At 42.2% G+C, this 20,131-nt stretch carries 11 protein-coding genes; 9 read left to right on the top strand and 2 right to left on the bottom strand.

Translation table 11 applies throughout. The features are described 5' to 3' along the window. Positions 1-19 precede the first annotated feature (19 nt). Entirely contained in the window at positions 20-3,049 is a 3,030-nt protein-coding gene (locus tag GXP67_RS20655) for an amidohydrolase family protein (protein WP_162444884.1), read from the bottom strand. A 550-nt stretch (positions 3,050-3,599) separates the two neighbouring features. Here GXP67_RS20655 and GXP67_RS20650 point away from each other — a divergent pair. After that, positions 3,600-6,869, top strand: coding sequence for a SusC/RagA family TonB-linked outer membrane protein (locus GXP67_RS20650; RefSeq protein WP_232064515.1), 3,270 nt, complete (start codon positions 3,600-3,602; stop codon positions 6,867-6,869). Positions 6,870-7,023: 154 nt separating this feature from the next. Further along, a complete protein-coding gene (locus GXP67_RS20645) occupies positions 7,024-8,586 on the top strand; it encodes a RagB/SusD family nutrient uptake outer membrane protein (protein ID WP_162444883.1) in 1,563 nt (520 codons plus the stop codon). A gap of 101 nt (positions 8,587-8,687) precedes the next feature. On the opposite strand, the gene GXP67_RS20640 is transcribed toward GXP67_RS20645, so the two are convergent. Continuing rightward, positions 8,688-9,017 carry a hypothetical protein gene (locus GXP67_RS20640; protein WP_162444882.1) on the bottom strand — a complete coding sequence of 110 codons (330 nt, stop codon included), beginning with the start codon at positions 9,015-9,017 and terminating at the stop codon, positions 8,688-8,690. Positions 9,018-9,371: 354 nt separating this feature from the next. On the opposite strand from GXP67_RS20640, the gene GXP67_RS20635 reads away from it, so the two are divergent. The 7 genes from GXP67_RS20635 (at position 9,372) to GXP67_RS20605 (ending at position 19,989) form a co-directional block, all read left to right on the top strand. After that, a complete protein-coding gene (locus tag GXP67_RS20635; protein WP_162444881.1) occupies positions 9,372-9,662 on the top strand; it encodes an HNH endonuclease in 291 nt (96 codons plus the stop codon). A gap of 152 nt (positions 9,663-9,814) precedes the next feature. Continuing rightward, positions 9,815-11,770: an alpha-1,4-glucan--maltose-1-phosphate maltosyltransferase gene (locus GXP67_RS20630; protein WP_162444880.1), complete on the top strand. Its 1,956-nt coding sequence runs from the start codon at positions 9,815-9,817 to the stop codon at positions 11,768-11,770. Positions 11,771-11,945: 175 nt separating this feature from the next. After that, complete coding sequence (treS, locus tag GXP67_RS20625; protein ID WP_162444879.1) at positions 11,946-15,293, top strand: maltose alpha-D-glucosyltransferase; 3,348 nt, start codon at positions 11,946-11,948, stop codon at positions 15,291-15,293. 1 nt (position 15,294) lies between these two features. After that, positions 15,295-17,256 (top strand): 1,4-alpha-glucan branching protein GlgB, encoded by a 1,962-nt coding sequence (gene glgB / locus GXP67_RS20620; protein WP_162444878.1) that lies wholly within the window; start codon positions 15,295-15,297, stop codon positions 17,254-17,256. A gap of 153 nt (positions 17,257-17,409) precedes the next feature. Continuing rightward, entirely contained in the window at positions 17,410-17,904 is a 495-nt protein-coding gene (locus tag GXP67_RS20615; protein ID WP_162441766.1) for a helix-turn-helix domain-containing protein, read from the top strand. 5 nt (positions 17,905-17,909) lie between these two features. Beyond that, entirely contained in the window at positions 17,910-18,503 is a 594-nt protein-coding gene (locus tag GXP67_RS20610) for an IS630 family transposase (RefSeq protein WP_162441765.1), read from the top strand. Positions 18,504-18,699: 196 nt separating this feature from the next. Further along, complete coding sequence (locus GXP67_RS20605; protein ID WP_232064514.1) at positions 18,700-19,989, top strand: vanadium-dependent haloperoxidase; 1,290 nt, start codon at positions 18,700-18,702, stop codon at positions 19,987-19,989. Positions 19,990-20,131 lie beyond the last annotated feature (142 nt).

Genomic DNA, 20,131 nt, shown 5'->3' with positions numbered 1-20,131 from the left:
AATGTTAATTGTATCAGGCTTAAAACTCATAATTTTCCAGAATGTCCTCGCAATGATACAGAGCAGCTTTTTTTAATGACGGACTTTCAGCAGCAGCGCCTCCATTTTTGGCATCCAGCATTTTGCGGATCAATCTGGCTCGTTCAGATTTGAGTTCTTCCCGTAATTTCACGTCTCTTTCAATATCATAGTATAAAACGCCATCTACAAAGGTTTTTTCAGCTTTGGCATAGATAGAGAGCGGATGATCAGACCAAAGGACTACATCTGCATCTTTTCCTGGCGCCAGGCTTCCCATCCGGTCATCCAGGTGCAGCAGTTTGGCTGGGTTCAACGTAACCATTTTTAAGGCTTCTTCTTCCGGAACACCGCCGTATTTTACTGTTTTACCAGCCTCCTGGTTCAAACGTCTGCCCATTTCGGCATCATCTGAATTAATGGAAGTAGTAACACCTACTTTGTACATCAAGGCTGCATTATAGGGAATAGCATCTTGTACTTCCATTTTATAGGCCCACCAGTCGGCAAAGGTAGAACCGCCAATCTGATGTGCTTTCATTTTATCGGCCACCTTATAACCTTCCAGAATGTGGGTAAAAGTGTTTACTCTAAAACCCATAGAATCAGCTACATGCATGAGCATATTAATTTCTGACTGTACATAGGAATGGCAGGTAATAAAACGCTTATTGTTCAGGATTTCTACCAGTGCTTCAAGTTCCAGGTCTCTTCTGGGGGCTAAACCGGTTTTATTTTTAGATGCAGCAAAAGCTTTCATGGCTTTGTCGTATTCTTTTGCTCTTGTAAAAGCATCCATAAAAACCTGTTCAACGCCCATTCTGGTTTGCGGGAAACGGATGGTATTAAAGTCGCCCCAGTTAGATTGTTTTACGTTTTCACCCAAGGCAAATTTTATAAATCCTCCTGCATTCTTGATCTTCATTTCTTCAGCCGAAGCACCCCACTTCAGTTTAACCAAAGCCGATTGTCCGCCAATGGGGTTGGCTGAACCATGCAATAATTGAGATGCAACCACGCCACCAGCCAGTTGGCGGTAAATATTAATGTCTTCTGGGTTTACCACATCACCTATCCGTACTTCTGAGGTAACTGCCTGCGTACCTTCATTTACGCCGTTGCTGATGGCAATATGTGAATGTTCATCAATAATTCCTGGGGTAACATGTTTTCCGGTACCATCAATCGTGCGTACACCACTAGCAGATAAGTTCTTGCCTACTTTTGCAATTTTTCCATTTTGAATCAGTACATCAGCATTTTCCAGCTTACCATCTTTTTCGTTAGTCCAGACGGTAGCATTTTTGATCAATACATTTTCTGCTGATAGTTTTTGTTCACTGCCAAATGCCATAAATGGATAACTTACTTTGCCTAAGCTATTGAGGTCAATGGTTTTAACAGAATCTTTTTTAGCAAGTGCTGTTTCTTTATATGCTTCTTTAAAAGTGGCTGCCCATTTCACTGGAGTGCCATCCGGAGTCTGACCTTCGCCTTTCAGGGTTTTGTCGGCAATCCAGCCAGTGAGCCTGGTTTCCCCTTTGCTGTTTTTTTTGTCGGTATCAAAAACAAGCGTGATCAGGTTATTATTTCTGGTCACTTTGGCTTTTATCTTATTGGTATCAGCAAGTGTCTGGATGCTGTATTCCGGTTTATCTGCTTTGCCGCTCACGAGTAGCTTTAATCCACTTTGATTGCCTACTTTCAGATCATAGAGGCCTCTGATATCTGCCAGTGGCATTTCACTCACCGTATACTTTTGTCCGGCTATCCAGTTCTCATAAATGGTCGTTCCTTCGCTGAATAAATTTCCGGAGGTAATAATAAAATTGGCTTTTAAACCTTTTTTCAGGCTACCAATCTGGTCTTCCGCTTTGATAAGCTGGGCAGGGGTAGCTGTTAAAGCTTTTAAGGCATCTTTTTCACTGAAGCCATACTGAATGGCTTTCCGAAGGTTTGTCCAGAACTCTTTTTTGTCTTTCAGATTGCTTAAGGTAAGCGCAAAAGGAATTCCGGCTTTAGCAAGCATAGCCGGATTTGCCGGAGCCAGTTCCCAGTGTTTCATATCATCCATACCGATCATCATGGCATCCTGCGGATCTTGTACATCAAAGGCGGACGGAAAATTAAGCGGAATAATAAAAGTAGTATTGGTTGCTTTCAGCTCTTCTAAACGCTGGTATTCGTCGCCACTTCCTTTGATAATATATTGTACACCAAACTCATCTCCGATTTTATCAGCACGGAGTACATTGAGTTTGTTGCTGGCTTCAAATATCTGCGGCAGGCTTTGCAATTGGTTAAAGGATTCCACAGATAAATTCTGCTCTTCTTTATTCCCACCCTTTTTGTACCAGTCGGCATCCAGATACGTCTGGCGCAGCAAGGAGATCGCACCCATCAGCGAACCAGGATAATCTTGTCTGGAACTTCCCTTACTAAAGGAATAATGTGCGGTTGCTTTTGATTTGAGAATTACTTCGTTTTCCCGTCCGTCATGCAAGGTTACCAGCACCCCTGAACCTCTGGCAATCCCATCTGGAACATGTGTGAGGACCGCACTGAAACCCAGTTTCCGCAACGCATCCGCATCACCGGCATTCTGAGTAAATATTTCACTAGCTTCAGTTTCGCTACGAATAGCCTGGTTCCAGAAATAAGGTCCCCGTTTAGAAGATTCCATTTGCGGCGGTCCATCGGCACGACTGGTTCGGATGGTTTTCACTTCGGGCATGCCATAACTGGAGTACAGGTCGATTAATCCCGGATAGATGCTTTTTCCTTTTAGGTCAAGAATGGTAGCGCCTGCCGGAACAGCTATTCCGCTGCCTACTGCTTCGATAATGCCATCTTTTACCAGCAAAGTAGCATTTTGCGAAGTAGTCTGATAATCGGTGTGAATGGTAGCATTGGTAAAAGCATACAAACTTGGACGTTTATCATATACACCATTTTTGGGAAAGGTAGTCTGGGCGAGTAGGGGAAGTGAGCATAATAATATCACAACGAACCCGGGTAATAATTTGGTCATTAGGTGGAGGTTAATAAAACTACAGGAAATAAACTATAAAATATGATAACTGAATGGTAAATATAAAAATAAGAAAATAATATTTGCCTTTCTCACAAGATCAGGAGTTGAACTATAGGTGCTAGTATATAATATTTTGTCTAAGTTTACTTTAGCCCAAATAGCCTAGCACTAATTCAAGAATTTTTTTTCACTAAACCTGAGGAAATTTGCAGGAAGGTTATACTTTTGATGTTTAATCTATGATAGGTTTAACGCAATTCCTTCAGATAACATGATTTTACTCTTTCCAACTAATCTATCAAGCCTGTTTTTCTGTACTTTCTATACATACGCTGATATAGCAAAATTCTGATCAGCTGATGTTAAAATTTCTAAATGAAAACAGTGCTCAACTTAATAACCTGAATTTTAATATACTATTTGATTATTAACTCTTAGTAATGATTACTTAATTACTATTTAATAGTGTCAGGTTAAACCTTTAATACATTGGCATTTGATATTACCTTAATTATCTTTTTACCATTTTACCTTTAAATTAAATTTTATGTTTAAACCCATTACTCCCCTAAAAAACAGGCGTGTAGGAAGTAAAACATGGAGACTGAGCAAAGCAGGCTTAATAGCTTGTGCACTTATTCCTGGCATGATTTACTCCACTGCTAACACCGAAGCTAAAGCTTCCGCTAGTTCCCTGATAGCTGCTCCAGCCGGAATTGCCATTGTTGACAAAGTTATCTTTAAAGCAGATATCCCAGTGAGAGGTACAGTAAAAGATGATAACGGCGATCCTATACCAGGGGTAAACGTTTTGTTAAAAGGAACTACTACAGGAACGACCACTGACGTTAATGGTGGGTACTCCCTGAATATACCAGATAATGCCGGCAGCAATGGAGTACTGGTATTCTCTTATATTGGTTTTACTACCGAAGAAGTATCGATAGGTGGCCGCACTACCATTGATATTAGCATGGTGCCAGATGTTCAATCGTTGAGTGAAGTAGTAGTAATCGGATATGGTACAGCGCAAAAATCTGACTTAACCGGTTCAGTTTCATCCATAAAAGCAGAAACTTTGCAGGAACGCCCAGCTCCATCGCTTAATCAGGCTTTAGCCGGTAGAATGGCTGGTGTACAAGTAAATACAAACTCCGGCCGCCCAGGTGGTAGAACTACAGTTCGGGTGCGTGGGTTCAGCTCTATCAACTCCTCCAATAATCCTTTGTATGTGGTAGATGGCGTAATGTTACCTCAAGGCAATCAGAATCAGTTCAGTAATGCCATAGATTATATTAATCCCAATGATATTGTTTCGGTTGAAGTATTAAAAGATGCTTCCTCTACAGCTATTTATGGGGCAAGAGGTGCAAATGGCGTTATTCTGGTTACGACCAGAAAGGGCAGATCAGGTGAAGGAAGAGTAACCTATGATGCAGATTTTAGTGTGCCAACGCTTGGTCCTAATGCACCAAAAGTACTTAATGCACAGGAATATTTAGCTGTAGAAGATCTGGCTTACCAGAACATGGCAAAATATGATCCTAAAGGATGGGCAGAAGGCAAATGGGCATTCAGAGATCCCGCACTTGCCAGAAAAGATCCACGGATTTTTGATGCCAATGGCCAGCCATTGTTTGATACGAACTGGATGAGAGAAGCCACACAAAATAAACTGTCTCAGAATCACCAGTTAGGCTTTAGTGGTGGTAATGAACGTACGACTTATGCTCTTTCACTGGGTTACCGGGATGACCAGGGGTTTGTAAAAACTTCCTATCTGAAACGCTATTCAGGAAGATTCTCTATTGATGACCAGGTTAAAAAATGGTTAAAGATAGGTGGAACCTTGAGTTATACCTACCAAAACGAAAACCTGGTGGATGTGAATGACGCAGTTTCCCGGCAGATTGTGGAAGATTTTCCTTTTATGCCTGTCAGATACGAAGATGGCACTTTTGCCAATAACCGGGATTATCCGAATGCAGAAGGCACCATGAGTTCTGTACACCGGTTATATGGCCGTAAATACATCTTAAATACGCAAACCAGTATAGGAAGTCTTTATTCTAATATTACTTTCTTTCCAGGTTTAGAAATGCGTACAGTATTGGGTGCTAATATCCTGACACAGGAAAATAACCAATCCCAAACCCGTACATTAGCTATTAATGAACAAGGTACAGCCTCTACTTTTAACAAACGTGAAATGTTCTGGTCTTTAGAAAACTATTTGACCTATACAAAACGCTTTGCTGACATTCATTCACTTACTGCTTTGTTAGGTATTTCCTGGCAGAGGACAAATTATTTTGACATGGATGCCAGAGTACGCGGATTTGCAACAGATTATTTTATTTTTAATAATTTAGATGCTGGCGCCACTAACCCTCAGGTTTTTTCTGAGGCTTCCCAGAATTCATTTAATTCTTATTTTGGAAGGATCAACTATGGCTTGATGGATAAATACTTAGTAACCTTTACTGGCCGTGCCGACGGTTCTTCTAAATTTGGAAAAAATAACAAATTTGCCTTCTTCCCATCTGCCGCCCTGGCCTGGAGAGTTTCTGAAGAAGAATTTTTAAAAGGTAGCAATGTTATCTCCAATTTGAAGCTGCGCACCAGCTATGGGTTAACCGGTAACTCTGAAATACCTGCTTATAACTCTTTAGGCACATTAAGTTCAACCTATGCTGCGGTATATGGAGATACAAGGGTAGGAGGCACTGGTTTGAACAGATTAGCTAACCCTGACCTGAGATGGGAAAAAACCGCTCAAACAGATGTTGGCCTGGAACTGGGCTTATTCAAAGGCAGAATAAACTTGGAAGTAGATCTTTACTACAGAAAAACAACTGATATGCTGCTGGATGCACCTGTTCCACGTACCAGTGGTTATGCTACCATCAGAAAGAATGTGGGTTCAATGGAAAATAAAGGGTTAGAATTTGCTCTGAATACCATAAACGTTCAAGCCGGAGATTTTTCATGGAATACCAATTTCAATATTTCTCTGAATAGGAATAAAGTGCTTACATTGGCTACACCTGCTGATATTTTTGGTGTAGGCGGTCCTAATTTTACCAATCAAACCAGTGTTATTCGGGTTGGAGAGCCAGTAGGTTCTTTCTGGGGACTGACACGTCTGGGCATCTGGGGTACTGCTGAAGCGGATGAAGCGGCTAAATATACCAGTTACCGCAATAACCTGACCATTTTGCCTGGTGATGTTAAATACCTGGATGTAAATGGCGATTACATCATCTCTGATGCTGACCGGAAGATTATAGGCAACGGTACGCCTAAGGCCTGGGGAGCCATGACCAACACGTTCCGCTATAAAAACCTGGATCTGACTGTTGAACTTCAATTTAACTATGGTAACGATGTGTTAGACTTAACCAGACATGCCAGTGAAGACCGTCAGGCACTTGCCAACAGTTACAAAACGGTATTGAACGCCTGGACACCTACCAACCAGAATACGATGATTGCCGAAGTTCGTGATACACGGGCTGGCTATGTAACCAATGTGGATAGCTGGTGGGTGAAAGATGGCTCCTTTATCCGGGGCAGAAATATATTATTAGGATATAGTTTCCCTGAAGCCGTTTATTCTAAATTAAAATTGAGCAGGCTTAGGATTTATGCTTCCGCTCAGAACGCATTCCTGATTGTTAATAAAGATCTCATCGGAGATCCTGAAGTAACACCAACTAATCAGGGTAATGACAGCAGTGCTTTCTCACAAGGTATAAAATGGCATGAATATCCCAGACCAAGAATTTTTACAGCAGGTATTAATATTGGTATTTAACTAATTTATCCAAAGATATAAGACACAAAATAAGAGATATACGTGTAGTAGAAATGAGAAGATGGCAGAACAGATTCCTGTATTTCTTATATCTCTTGTTTAAGGTCTTACTATCTGCTTATTCAAATCTATATCATTATAACAGACATTTCTTATGAAGTTTAATATAGTCAAAATTGCTGGCAACGTCTTTCTTTGCGGAGCCATGTTGCTGGGCACAGCCTGTAATGATTTTCTGGAGGAAACACCTCCCTCTAACCTAACCCCGGATAACTTTTATACCATACCCGACCAGGCCGAGGCAGCTATTGCGGCTGTATATGCAGATACCCGGTTTATAGGGAACGGTGCCGGAATTTTTTCGGTAACCTGGCAAATGCTGGAAGCGCCCACCGGAACTTCTACTACAGAAACAGCCCAGAATTCAGATCTAAACAACTTGTATTCTCTTTCGTATGATGGCAATACCCAGCATATCATTAACTGGTGGAATGGTTTATACAGAGTTATTGCCAATGCCAATATAGTTATTGATAGAGTTCCTGGTATTACGCCCATGAACGATGCCCAAAAAGCCCGTATCATTGGTGAAGCACAATTTCTCCGTGCCTGGGCCTATTTTTACGTGGTCAGGCTTTGGGGTGATGCACCTTTAATTACAAAACCTCAAACGATAGAATCTCCAGATTTCCTGCCTTCCCGTAATTCGCAGGAAGAAATATATCAACTCATTGTAGATGACCTGGTAGCCGCTGAGGCCGCTGGTTTAGCATGGATGAATTCTAATGGACGGGTTTCACAAGCCGCTGTAAAATCTCTGTTGGCTAAAGTCTACCTGACTATGGCAGGACAACCTCTCAACAAAGGGGCATCTCATTACAAATTAGCAGCAGATAAAGCAGCGGAAGTAATAACCTATGCCAATGCTAATCCGGGTACAATTAATCTTTTCCCTACTTACGGCGATGTGCATCTGGAGGCTAAGAAGAATACAGTAGAGCATATTTTTATGCTTCAATATAATATACTGGTGGCAGGTAATCCTATGCAGGACATGCATCCTAATTTTAAGCCTGTTACTTTTGCCGGGAATGCTGGTACCGGAAGTACGGTGCCAACCAGATCATTTTATAATTCTTACGAAGCTGGCGACTTGCGGGCAAAAGACAGAGAAGGCTACTTTTATACCAGCTATTTCCGCAATGGTAATGGAGATCCCTTTGATTTAGGAGCACCTTATATTTTTAAGCACTTTAATGTAACTGCAAATGGCACCTCTGGTGTAGCTGGTACCCGTAATAACAACCTCAATGTGCCATTGATCCGTTATGCAGAAGTGCTGTTAATGTATGCAGAAGCGCAAAATGAGCTGGGCGGACCTACCCAGGAGGCATACGATGCATTCAAACGGATTAGAGACAGAGCACAGCTGACAACACCAGAATTAGGTACTTATGATCAGAACTCATTCCGGGAAGCCATATGGAGAGAGCGCTGGCATGAGTTCTGTTACGAATTCATTACCTGGTTTGACATGGTACGTCTCCGGAAGGTATACAATGAGACTACGCAGGGATTCGATAACTTTGTAGGCCATGTGAACATAGGTTCAAACCAAGCTTTACAGGAAAAACATCTCCTGTTCCCTATTCCAAGACCAGAAATGCAGAATAATGCTAACCTGAAACCACAAAATCCAGGGTATCCACAACAGTAATTTGCTAGCTGCAAACTTATTAGATTTAAATAAAAAGCCGGTTTCTCAATAGAAACCGGCTTTTTATTTAAATCTGTATAACTAATTTAAAACTTTTGCTTTTACTCTGTTGCTTTATTTCGGTTGTGCTTTTCAGCATATACTTTTAATGCATCCTTAAACTGCTCTAATTTTTGAGACAGGCCATTCAACTCGTGGCGCATCATCTTTATTTTATAGTAATACAGCTCCTTCAATTGTGTATTTCTCAAACTCAGTTCATTGCAAATACTTAATCCACTGATCGTATGCACATACATACTCGTTTCTTCCACACCGGGGCAAATCTTATTCTCCAGCAAATGTTGCTGCTGATCTGCTATGGACATATGCTCTCTGATCAAAGATATAATCAGATTTTTATGATGGATATTGCTGTACAGCTCGCTCATACTACGTGTGATAATTATTTGTTTACGTGTATACCAGGAGATAATAAAATGTAAATACAATTTTTATTACATGTGCTATTTTTCTGCCAGAACTTATATTTCACACATTAAACAAATACCATACATCCCTGGAATGTAATATAAAAATTTGTATTCTACCTGGGTAATTATCTTGTTTTATGCAAATAAAGTATAATGGTTTGATTTTCCATAAAAGCACCCATATTTATTTGAGCACTTTTAATTAGCCTGAACCGAAAGATAATATTATGTAATATTTTCAGCCAAAGTGAAAATATTACATAATATTATCGTAGCAATAATTTTGAAGAAGGGTTGTAAGATTATTGGTATATGCCATATTTTAAAAGTGAAGATGTAACCTGTGCATTATGCGGACGTAACGTAAGTATGCTTACGTATCATCACCTGATTCCAAAACAAAAAGGAGGTAAATATACGGACACCGTTCCTTTGTGTCAGCCATGTCATACCACCATTCATCTTACTTTTTCTAACCGGGAGCTTGCCAGTGAATATAATAGTATTGAAAAACTAAAATCAGCAGCACCTTTACAGAAATATTTGCAATGGATACAGGGAAAACCCATAGAAAAGATAGCTAACAAAAGAAAAAAGAGGTGAATAAGTATTTTTACTGAAAAATTTCATTTTTTTACAATCATTTCTGTAATTAGTGCACCTGAGTATAACCAGCAGCAGGCTATGTAACAGAAATTGCCCATTGCAGTATATGCTGGTGTAACCAACCTCCTGCCTTAAACCTTTAACTACCTATGCAAGAATTTGAAGGAAGAAAAAGAGCCATCATTGAACATGTAAAGCCACAGATTAACTGCGGACAATTTCCCATCAAACGTATAGTGGGAGAGAAAGTAGTAGTCCGGGCTGATGTATTTGGAGATGGTCACGATGAAGTACGTGCCTATATTCGCTACAGACATGTAAATAATGCCCATTGGGAAGAAACGCCAATGACCTTTTTAGTCAATGACCACTGGGAAGGTTCCTTTACGCCAGATACACCTGGCATGTACGAATACCGGGTACATGGCTGGATAGATCATTTCCTGACCTGGCAAAAAGGCTTGAAAAAGAAATTTGACGCCGGACAGGATGTACAGATAGAGCTAGTGATTGGTGCACAACTGATGGAAGAAGCAGCTACGCGGGCAGAAGGCCAGAATAAAGATGATTTATTCAGATGGGCGCATGAATTCAGAAACTCCTCCGATGTACAAGCCTCTGTATTGCATGCCCTGAGCGAAGAAGTTTCAAGTCTGATGACTGTATTTGGCGACAAAAGCGAATCAGGTGCCTATAAGCGCATTCTCAGGGTAGATGTAGAACGTAAAAAAGCAGCATTCAGCACCTGGTATGAATTATTTCCCCGTTCTACTTCCCAGGAACCAGGCAAACACGGCACTTTCAAAGATTGCGAAAAACTCATTCCGGAAATTGTACGCATGGGGTTTGATGTGTTGTATCTGCCTCCTGTCCATCCTATTGGACGTGCATTCCGGAAAGGAAAAAATAATAATGTCAATTCACAACCAGGAGAGCCAGGTTCTCCCTGGGCAATTGGTGCAGATGAAGGCGGCCATAAATCTATTCACCCGGAACTAGGAACCATCGATGATTTTGTAAGTTTTGTAAGCACAGCCAAAGAAGCAGGACTGGAGATCGCTCTGGACCTTGCCCTGCAATGTTCGCAAGACCATCCATATGTAAAATCGCATCCGCAATGGTTTAAGTGGCGCCCCGACGGAACTGTACAATACGCCGAAAATCCGCCGAAAAAATACCAGGATGTATTACCTATCAATTTTGAAACCCACGACTGGGAAAACCTCTGGCATGAACTCAAAAGTATTGTAGACTTCTGGATTGATAAAGGCGTAAACGTTTTCAGGGTAGATAATCCGCATACCAAGCCTTTCAACTTCTGGGAATGGCTTATCCGGGAAGTCCGCAGCGTACATCCGGATATTATTTTCCTCTCTGAAGCATTCACCCGTCCACGGATTATGGAACGGCTGGCTAAAATTGGCTTTACTCAATCCTATACCTATTATACCTGGAGAAACTCCGGCTATGAACTCAAACAATATCTGACTGAACTAACTCAGACAGATATGCGTGAATATTTCCGTCCGAACTTTTGGCCCAATACACCTGATATTCTGCCGCATTCCTTGCAACAGGGTGGTGAAGCCGCTTTCGTCTCCCGCCTGATTATGGCAGCTACTTTATCTTCCAATTATGGATTATATGGTCCTGTATATGAATTCGCAATTAATGCACCGATGGCGGCTGGCAAAGAAGAATACCTGGATTCTGAGAAATATGAGATCAAACAATGGGATTTCTATGCCCATACCAAAATAAAAGATGTCATGTACCGCATCAACCGCATCAGGCACGAAAATCCGGCTTTACAAACGACCTGGAACATTCAGTTTTCTGATACAGATAATGAGCAGATATTGTGTTATGCCAAAAAAGACGATGCCGGTACGAATAGCTTAATGATGGTAGTAAATATAGATCCCCATCATATGCAGGCTGGGTTTATAAAAGTACCTATCTTCTATCTGGGTATTTCTCCTGGCTCATCCTATAAGGTGATTGATTTATTAACAGGCAGCCGATACACCTGGAATAACGAATGGAATTATGTAGAACTACATCCTACCTTAATTCCGGCACATGTGTTCAAAATTGAAGTATAATAGCTAAAGCCTGCTCAATAGTATAAAAAATACCAGGCAGGCTTACTTTTTCCATATAAATCAACCCAGGTGTGGTATATAATAAATGTGCATCAGAAGTTTTAACTCAGTTTTCCAGCTATTTAACAGATCAATATCTAACCTAAAACTTTAACCCGTTAAACATTAACCCTACATGGCTAAAAGTGTAATAGACGATAACCTTCACTGGTATAAAGATGCTATTATTTACGAATTGCATATCAAAGCCTTCAAAGACAGTTCAGGCGATGGCATCGGCGATTTTAAAGGTTTGCTTTCCAAGCTGGATTACCTGGAAGACCTGGGTGTAACAGCAATCTGGCTCTTGCCTTTCTACCCCTCTCCCCTGCGTGACGATGGCTACGATATTGCGGATTATTACAATGTTAATCCCTCTTACGGAGATATTAATGATTTTAAGACTTTCCTTAAAGAAGCCCACAAACGGGGTTTGCGTGTAATTACAGAACTGGTCATCAACCATACCTCCGACCAGCATCCCTGGTTCCAGCGGGCACGTCTGGCAAAACCTGGTTCCAACTACCGGGATTATTATGTATGGAGCGACGACTCAAATAAGTATAAAGACGTACGGATTATTTTTACTGATACCGAACGTTCTAACTGGACCTGGGATCCGGTAGCAAATGCCTATTACTGGCACCGCTTTTTCTCCCACCAGCCCGACCTGAACTATGACAATCCCAATGTACAGAAAGAGATCTTTAAAATTCTCGAATACTGGCTCAATATGGGTGTTGATGGTTTCCGGCTGGATGCTGTTCCCTACCTCTATGAACGGGAAGGAACCAACGGCGAAAATTTACCAGAAACTCATGCCTATCTTAAAAAATTACGGGCACACTTAGATAAAAAATATCCTGGCCGCTTATTTCTGGCCGAAGCCAATATGTGGCCCGAAGATTCTGCTTCGTACTTTGGGAATGGCGACGAATGCCACATGAATTACCACTTCCCCATTATGCCCCGGATGTTTATGTCAGTGAGGATGGAAGACCGCTATCCCATTACAGATATTATAGACCAGACTCCAGCGATACCTGAAACCTGCCAGTGGGCGATTTTCCTGCGCAACCACGATGAGCTTACACTGGAGATGGTAACCGATGAAGAACGGGATTATATGTATAAGGTATATGCCAAAGACCCACAAGCCAGAATCAACCTGGGTATCAGGCACCGCCTGGCTCCCTTGCTAGATAATAACCGCCGGAAAATTGAGTTGATGAATACATTGTTATTCTCTCTGCCAGGAACTCCGGTTATTTATTATGGAGATGAAATCGGGATGGGCGATAATTATTACCTCGGCGACCGGGATGGCGTACGCACACCTATGCAGTGGACAGTAGACCGTAATGCCGGATTCTCAGCCGCTAATCCGCATCAATTGTATCTGCCCATTATCATTGATCCGGAATATAAATATGAGTCAGTAAACGTAGAAACACAGCAGAAAAATCTTTCTTCGCTCTTGTGGTGGATGAAACGGGTGATTGGTATGCGCAAGCGGTTCAAAGCTTTTGGCAGAGGAGATATTCAGTTTCTTACACCGGCCAATGCCAAAATTCTTACTTTTACACGTACCTATGAAGAAGAAATAATCCTGGTCGTTGTCAATTTATCCAGGTTTACCCAGGCTGTAGAAATAGACCTGTCTGCTTATAAAGGATATACTCCTACCGAAGTATTTAGTCAGAATAAATTTCCCAACATTAAAGAAGAACCCTATTTATTCACAATGGGGCCTCATGCCTATTACTGGTTCCTGCTTAAAAATGAGAATGCACAAATAGCCCAGGCAGCCGATGACAGACAGCCCATAGTAAGTCTTAACACCTGGGATAGCTTATTTGAGAACATGCCGCTGCAGCGACTGGAGGGAAAAATTATTCCGGAATATATCAAAACCTGCCGGTGGTTTGGCGGAAAAGCAAGGGTGCTGCAACGTGTGAAAGTGGTAGATAATGTAGAAATTCCTTTTGGCAAAGACCGGGCAGCTTTGCTCGTTATTGAAGTCAACTACAATGAAGGTATGCCTGAACTGTATCAGATTCCGGTAGCGTTTGCCAAAGATGAACTGGAGAAAAAACTCCGGGACAATTGCCCCAAAAGTGTACTGGCCACCATAGCACTCAAGGAAGAAAAAGGCATATTGTACGATGCGATATACAATGAAGAGTTCCAGCAAGCCTTATTTGTCATGATGGCAAAAAAACGCCGGATCAAAGATGGAGAAGAAGCGGAACTGGTATTTTATGCAGAAAGGTCCGCTGAAACCCTGCTGAAGGCTAAAAATGGAAAAGTGAGTTCAAAACTATTAAGTGCCGAACAAAGCAATACGTCCATTACGTTTGAAAATGCCTTCTTTATGAAGTTGTACCGTAAACTCGACCGGGTAATTAATCCAGATCTGGAAATTACAAAATACCTTACCGACAAAACAGACTTCACACAGATACCCAAATTCGCCGGTGCCATCGAACACCAGATACCCCGTCAGGCTCCGATTGTGATTGGTATGATGCTCGAACTTGTACCTAACCAGGGCGATGCCTGGGAATATTTTAACGATTCTCTGCAAAGGTATTTTGAGCGGGTACTGGGCCAGCCAGAATTTAAAACAATTGCACCTACTGTGGGAAACTTATCGGCTCCGGCCAAATTTGAAGATATACCAGAGGAAGTGCGTAACATGATTGGTGGCCCTAATGCAGAAAGGGTACGCCTGCTGGCACAACGCACAGCCGAAATGCACCTGGCACTAGCGGCCAATCCGCAAGAGAAAAACTTTGAGCCAGAAGCATTCTCTTTGCACTACCAGCGTTCGGTGTATTCCTCGCTCCAATCTCTGGTACGAGGTGCTTACACAAGCCTGGATAAGCAGATGAAGCAATTGCCGGCTAATGTACGGGCAGAAGCCGAAGAAGTACTCGGAATGAAAAGCGATGTATTAAAAAATATGCAGCGTGTTTTCGCCCATAAAATTGACACCAATAAAATCAGGATACATGGCGATTTCCATTTAGGACAAGTACTGTTTACTGGTAAAGACTTTGTTATTATCGACTTCGAAGGCGAACCAGCCCGTGCTTTCAGCGAACGGCGGCTCAAGCGTTCCCCCTTGCGTGACCTGGCGGGTATGATCCGTTCATTCCATTATGCAGCCTATCATGCTTTATTGCAACAATCTTCTGTACGTGCCGAAGATGCACCCTATCTCGAGAAATGGGCAGAGCAATGGTATCATTATATAAGTGGCTTCTATTTAAGTGCTTACCTGGAAAAAGTAAAAGGCCAGAGCTTTATTCCCAACAATAAGGAAGACTTTGACGTGTTAATGCAAGTATTCTTATTGGAAAAAGCTGTATATGAACTGAGTTACGAACTCAACAACCGCCCCGACTGGGTAGTTATTCCGATCAGAGGCATCAAGTACATTATGGACAGATACTTAAAAGGAGAAGAAAAAACTAAATAATATGATCGCATCCGAAAACAAAAACCAGTCTGGACAGGCTGCTTCTATACCAGGCGTAAGCCGCTTTACTGAATTCGATATTTATCTTTTCAGAGAAGGTAAACATTATTCCTTGTATAATAAATTAGGTGCCCATATTATGGAACATGAGGGGGTAATGGGTACCTATTTTGCTGTGTGGGCACCTAATGCAGAAAAAGTTTCTGTGATTGGAGATTTTAACGGATGGAACCGGGAATCTCATCCCATGTACGTCCGTTTTGATAGTTCCGGTGTCTGGGAAGCGTTTATTCCCGGTTTAGGACATGGAACCGTATATAAATATTTTATCGCCTCCAGGGTAGACGGCTATAGTGCGGAAAAAGGTGATCCCTATGGACTTTTATGGGAAATCCCACCCCGTACGGCTTCTATTGTATGGGACATCACCCATAAATGGACTGATAAATTGTGGCTTGAAAAACGGCTTAAATTAAAGGGTCAACCCCAGCCCTATTCCGTGTATGAACTGCATATGGGCTCCTGGAAAAGAGTACCTGAAGAAGATAACCGTTCATTTACCTACCGGGAGCTGGCACAGGAACTGCCTGCTTATGTCAAAGAATTAGGTTTTACCCATATAGAATTTATGCCGGTAATGGAACATCCTTTCTTTGGTTCCTGGGGCTATCAGATTACCGGATATTTTGCGCCTAGTAGCCGGTATGGTTCTCCACAGGATTTTATGCTCCTGATAAATGCTTTGCATGAAGAAGGCATCGGTGTCATACTCGACTGGGTTCCCTCTCATTTCCCCTCTGACCTGCATGGACTTGCCTATTTCGATGGTACACACTTGTATGAACATGCCGATATGCGCAAGGGTTATCATCCTGACTGGAAAAGCTATATATTTAATTATAGCCGCAACGAGGTACGCTCATTCCTGATTAGTAATGCTTTATTCTGGCTGGATGTGTACCATATTGATGGCCTAAGGGTAGATGCGGTGGCTTCTATGTTATATCTCGATTACTCCCGGAAAGAAGGCGAATGGATACCCAATGAATATGGCGGACGTGAAAACCTGGAGGCTATTTCTTTTCTGAAAGAATTTAATACAGCTGTATATGGCAATTTTCCGGATGTACAAACTATTGCAGAAGAATCCACGGCGTGGCCTATGGTATCCCGGCCTACATATATTGGCGGCTTAGGTTTTGGTATGAAATGGATGATGGGCTGGATGCATGACACACTCGAATATTTTGCCAAAGAGCCAGTTTACCGCAAGTTTCACCAGAATATGCTCACCTTCAGTTTGTATTATGCCTTTACTGAAAATTTTATGCTGCCACTCTCTCATGATGAGGTAGTATATGGAAAAAAACCTCTGGTGTATAAAATGCCTGGCGATCACTGGCAACAGTTTGCTAATCTGCGCTTACTATATGGCTATATGTTTGCACACCCTGGCACCAAGCTAATATTTATGGGAGGAGAATTTGGACAAACTACAGAATGGGCGCACGAGAAAAGTTTAGACTGGCATTTGATGCAATATGCACCACACCAGGGCATGAAAAGCCTGATGAGTGCATTGAATACAATCTATAAAGAGGAAGGCGCTTTGTATGAATATAATTTTGAAGAAAGCGGCTTTGAATGGATTGATATCAATGATTCTGAAAACAGTGTGATCTGCTGGCTCCGGAAAGGAAAAGCTGAAAAAGACCAAATCGTAGTTATTGCTAATTTTACACCTGTGCCCAGAGAAAATTACCGGGTGGGCGTACCTAAAAAAGGATTTTATGCACAGATATTAAATACTGATGCCGAGATTTTCGGAGGAAGCGGAATCGGAAATCTGCCGGTAGCTGAATCGCTGCCTGCTCCTGCACATGGCCGGGAAAATTCTATTGCAGTAAACTTGCCTCCATTAGGCATTATGTATTTCAAATACCAGAAAAAAGCCGGCAGTTAATAAGTCTTTATATTTCATATGGTATTTTATTATTAAAGCGTCTTCGGGCGCTTTTTCTTTTCCATCTCTAAAAGAGTGTTATATATTCATTAAATCCCGAATTATACCGAATAGTATAAAGAACCTTCCATAGATGTTATATGTTGATCAAGTATGGGAAGAGTAACCAAAACTGAGCTCATCGAGAGTGCCGAGCAGTTGCTGAAGATGAGCAAAAAAATAGCCCATCCGCTAGCCGGAGCCAGACTGCGGGCTTTTTACCTCTACAAGAGTGGGCAGGCTAAAGCGTATGGACAAATAGCTGCTGCCGTAGGCTATGAGCGTCATGCAGTGGGCCAGTGGTTCCGGCTTTACAAACAGAAAGGGCTGCAAGCCTGTCTTCAGATAGATCCGGGCGGCCACAAAAGGGCATCACAGATTGCAGGTAAAGTACTTGAGCAGTTGAAGGCAAAGCTTGCTGATCCAAACAACTATTTTACTTCTTATAAGCAAATCCATGAGTGGTTGCACACGGCGCATGGCATTGATCTGAGCTATGAGCATGTACATTGGTTTGTCCACCGACAGCTGGGGGCAAAGCTGAAAGTGGTTAGAAAGAGCAACCTGAAAAAGGATCTAGCCTATGAGCAGAAGTATAAAAAAAACTAAACTTGGTGCTCACTTTCCTCTTACAGCGCTACTATGCTCCTTTGGCTGCCAAAGGGGTAGTCAGCCATTGGAAGGTGTACTATCAGGATGAGAGCCGCTTTGGTTTGATGACTGTTTTGAGAAGAGCCATCACCCTTGCCGGCATAAAACCGGTAGGAGCCTATCAGCACCGCTTCATCTACCGCTACTGCTATGGATTGGTAGAACCGCTGACAGGAGATCACTTCTTTATTACTGCCCCACAGGTTAACACGCTTTACTTTGAGTATATGCTTGAGGAGTTTAGCCGCCATCAACCGCAAGTGTTCAAGTTTATCTTTGTAGACAAAGCAGGCTATCACCGGGCAAAAGCCTTGCAAGTGCCCCAAAATATCCGCCTGGTGTATTTACCTTCTTCCAACCCTGAACTCAATCCGGTCGAAAGGCTGTGGGGGGATATGAAAAACAAAGTAGCTTTTCACAACTTCAGCCATGAACAAGAACTGGAAGCCTGGATCACTAATACGGCTAAAAGTTATGGGCAAAGACAGATCGCCTCTCTAACCGGATACCCTTACATTTTAGAAGCCATCAGCAAGATTACAACCTCTATGGAATAGCCTTCGCCCTATTTGGTATTATTATAATCTATTTAAACTATTTCAAGATCGCTTTAGCTTAAAACCAGACATTTTGCTGTTGCATACCTGGAATCTACCTAACGCTTTTCAGGTGCATACCTGGTATCTACCTGTGTTTTTTTGAATGCCCGCCAGCACGCTATTCCTTTGCGTCAACAAAAAACACTACACGATCATGAAAAAAACAGCATTATTTACACTCATTCTTTGGGCATTCTTCTTTGTATCTTGTAACGGAGACGAAGCAAAACCCGGGAAAAAGAACAAATTAAAAGGACTCTCCAACCAGGTGATATTAGACTGGAATCAGATTACGCTAGAGGCTCTGGGAGGGCCAACCTATCAGCATTCTTTATTAGGGGCCCATATCCATGCCATGACACATATAGCCATGCATGATGCCATCAATGCGATTTCAGCCGATTATCAGATGTATGCCTTCAACGGAACCGATTCCCAGGCAGATCCTGTTGCTGCTGCTGCCTCAGCTGCCCGTGAAGTACTAGCCGCATCCTTTCCAGATAAGCAAAGCATGCTCGACGAACGTTTTGCCCAATCTGTAGTCGGCGTAAAAGAAGGGGATAGCAAAACACGTGGTATTGCCCTAGGCAAACAAGCTGCACAGGCTGTATTAGCGTTACGCGCGAATGATGGCGCTTTCCAGGACCCAATTGGCCCGGTAAATAATCCTCAGGAGCCGGGTTTGTATCAGGTTGTACCGCCTTTCAACTTTGTATTTGCGCCTCACTGGAAAACCATGAAGCCCTTTGCGCTGGAATCCTATGACCAGTTCCGCAGCGAACCACGTCCGGCCCTTAACAGTACTGCCTATGCACAGGCATTTGAAGAGGTTAAAAGTGTAGGAAAATTGAATAGTACTACCCGTACGGCAGCACAAACTTTCTATGCTAAATTCTGGTATGAATTCTCTGAAATTGGCTGGAACCGGGTTGCCCGCTCAGCGCTTGTTACCAAGAAACTGGATCTGTTAGAAACAGCACGTCTTTTTGCCTTATTGAATATGGCCTTGGCTGATTCGTATACAGCTGGCTGGGATTCTAAATTTCATTATGATTTCTGGAGACCTTTTACCGCTATTCGTGCTGCGGAAACAGATGGAAATAATGCTACTGTTGCCGACCCAACCTGGGAACCTTTAATGCCTACACCCCCGGTACAGGATTATCCATCTACACATAGTGCCTTGGGTAATGCAGGTGCAGCCGTATTGGGAGAAATTCTGGGAGATAAAACCTCCTTTACTATGACTTCTACAACTTCTGATCCGGCAAATGTAACTCGTTCTTTTAAAAGCTTTAGCCAGGCAGCCAATGAAAATGCAGATTCAAGGGTAATGGTAGGAATTCACTTCCGTTTTTCCTGCGAAGCAGGTCAGAAATTGGGTGATAAGGTAGGTAACTGGACGGTTAAGAATCATTTATTGCCTTTATCGGCCGCTAAATAGTACAGCCATTTAATCTTAAGTACAAGTTTTATGTTGGGAAATAACCGGAGCATAGACTATCTATGTCTCCGGTTATTTTTGTATAATCTCTCAGGAAAGCATACGGCATCACACTTCTAAAAAATACCTCGCTGAACTGCAA

The sequence above is a fragment of the Rhodocytophaga rosea genome (assembly GCF_010119975.1).
Taxonomy (GTDB): domain Bacteria; phylum Bacteroidota; class Bacteroidia; order Cytophagales; family 172606-1; genus Rhodocytophaga; species Rhodocytophaga rosea.
This window is presented reverse-complemented; position numbering and strand designations above follow the sequence as displayed.

What these genes read in the sequence shown, in the direction of transcription:
- GXP67_RS20635 (WP_162444881.1), top strand. Translation starts at nt 9,372, where the DNA reads ATGCCATATTTTAAAAGTGAAGATGTAACCTGTGCATTATGCGGACGT.
- GXP67_RS20615 (WP_162441766.1), top strand. Translation starts at nt 17,410, where the DNA reads ATGGGAAGAGTAACCAAAACTGAGCTCATCGAGAGTGCCGAGCAGTTG.
- treS (WP_162444879.1), top strand. Translation starts at nt 11,946, where the DNA reads ATGGCTAAAAGTGTAATAGACGATAACCTTCACTGGTATAAAGATGCT.
- GXP67_RS20645 (WP_162444883.1), top strand. Translation starts at nt 7,024, where the DNA reads ATGAAGTTTAATATAGTCAAAATTGCTGGCAACGTCTTTCTTTGCGGA.
- GXP67_RS20655 (WP_162444884.1), bottom strand. Translation starts at nt 3,049, where the DNA reads ATGACCAAATTATTACCCGGGTTCGTTGTGATATTATTATGCTCACTT.
- GXP67_RS20640 (WP_162444882.1), bottom strand. Translation starts at nt 9,017, where the DNA reads ATGAGCGAGCTGTACAGCAATATCCATCATAAAAATCTGATTATATCT.
- GXP67_RS20650 (WP_232064515.1), top strand. Translation starts at nt 3,600, where the DNA reads ATGTTTAAACCCATTACTCCCCTAAAAAACAGGCGTGTAGGAAGTAAA.
- GXP67_RS20605 (WP_232064514.1), top strand. Translation starts at nt 18,700, where the DNA reads ATGAAAAAAACAGCATTATTTACACTCATTCTTTGGGCATTCTTCTTT.
- GXP67_RS20630 (WP_162444880.1), top strand. Translation starts at nt 9,815, where the DNA reads ATGCAAGAATTTGAAGGAAGAAAAAGAGCCATCATTGAACATGTAAAG.
- glgB (WP_162444878.1), top strand. Translation starts at nt 15,295, where the DNA reads ATGATCGCATCCGAAAACAAAAACCAGTCTGGACAGGCTGCTTCTATA.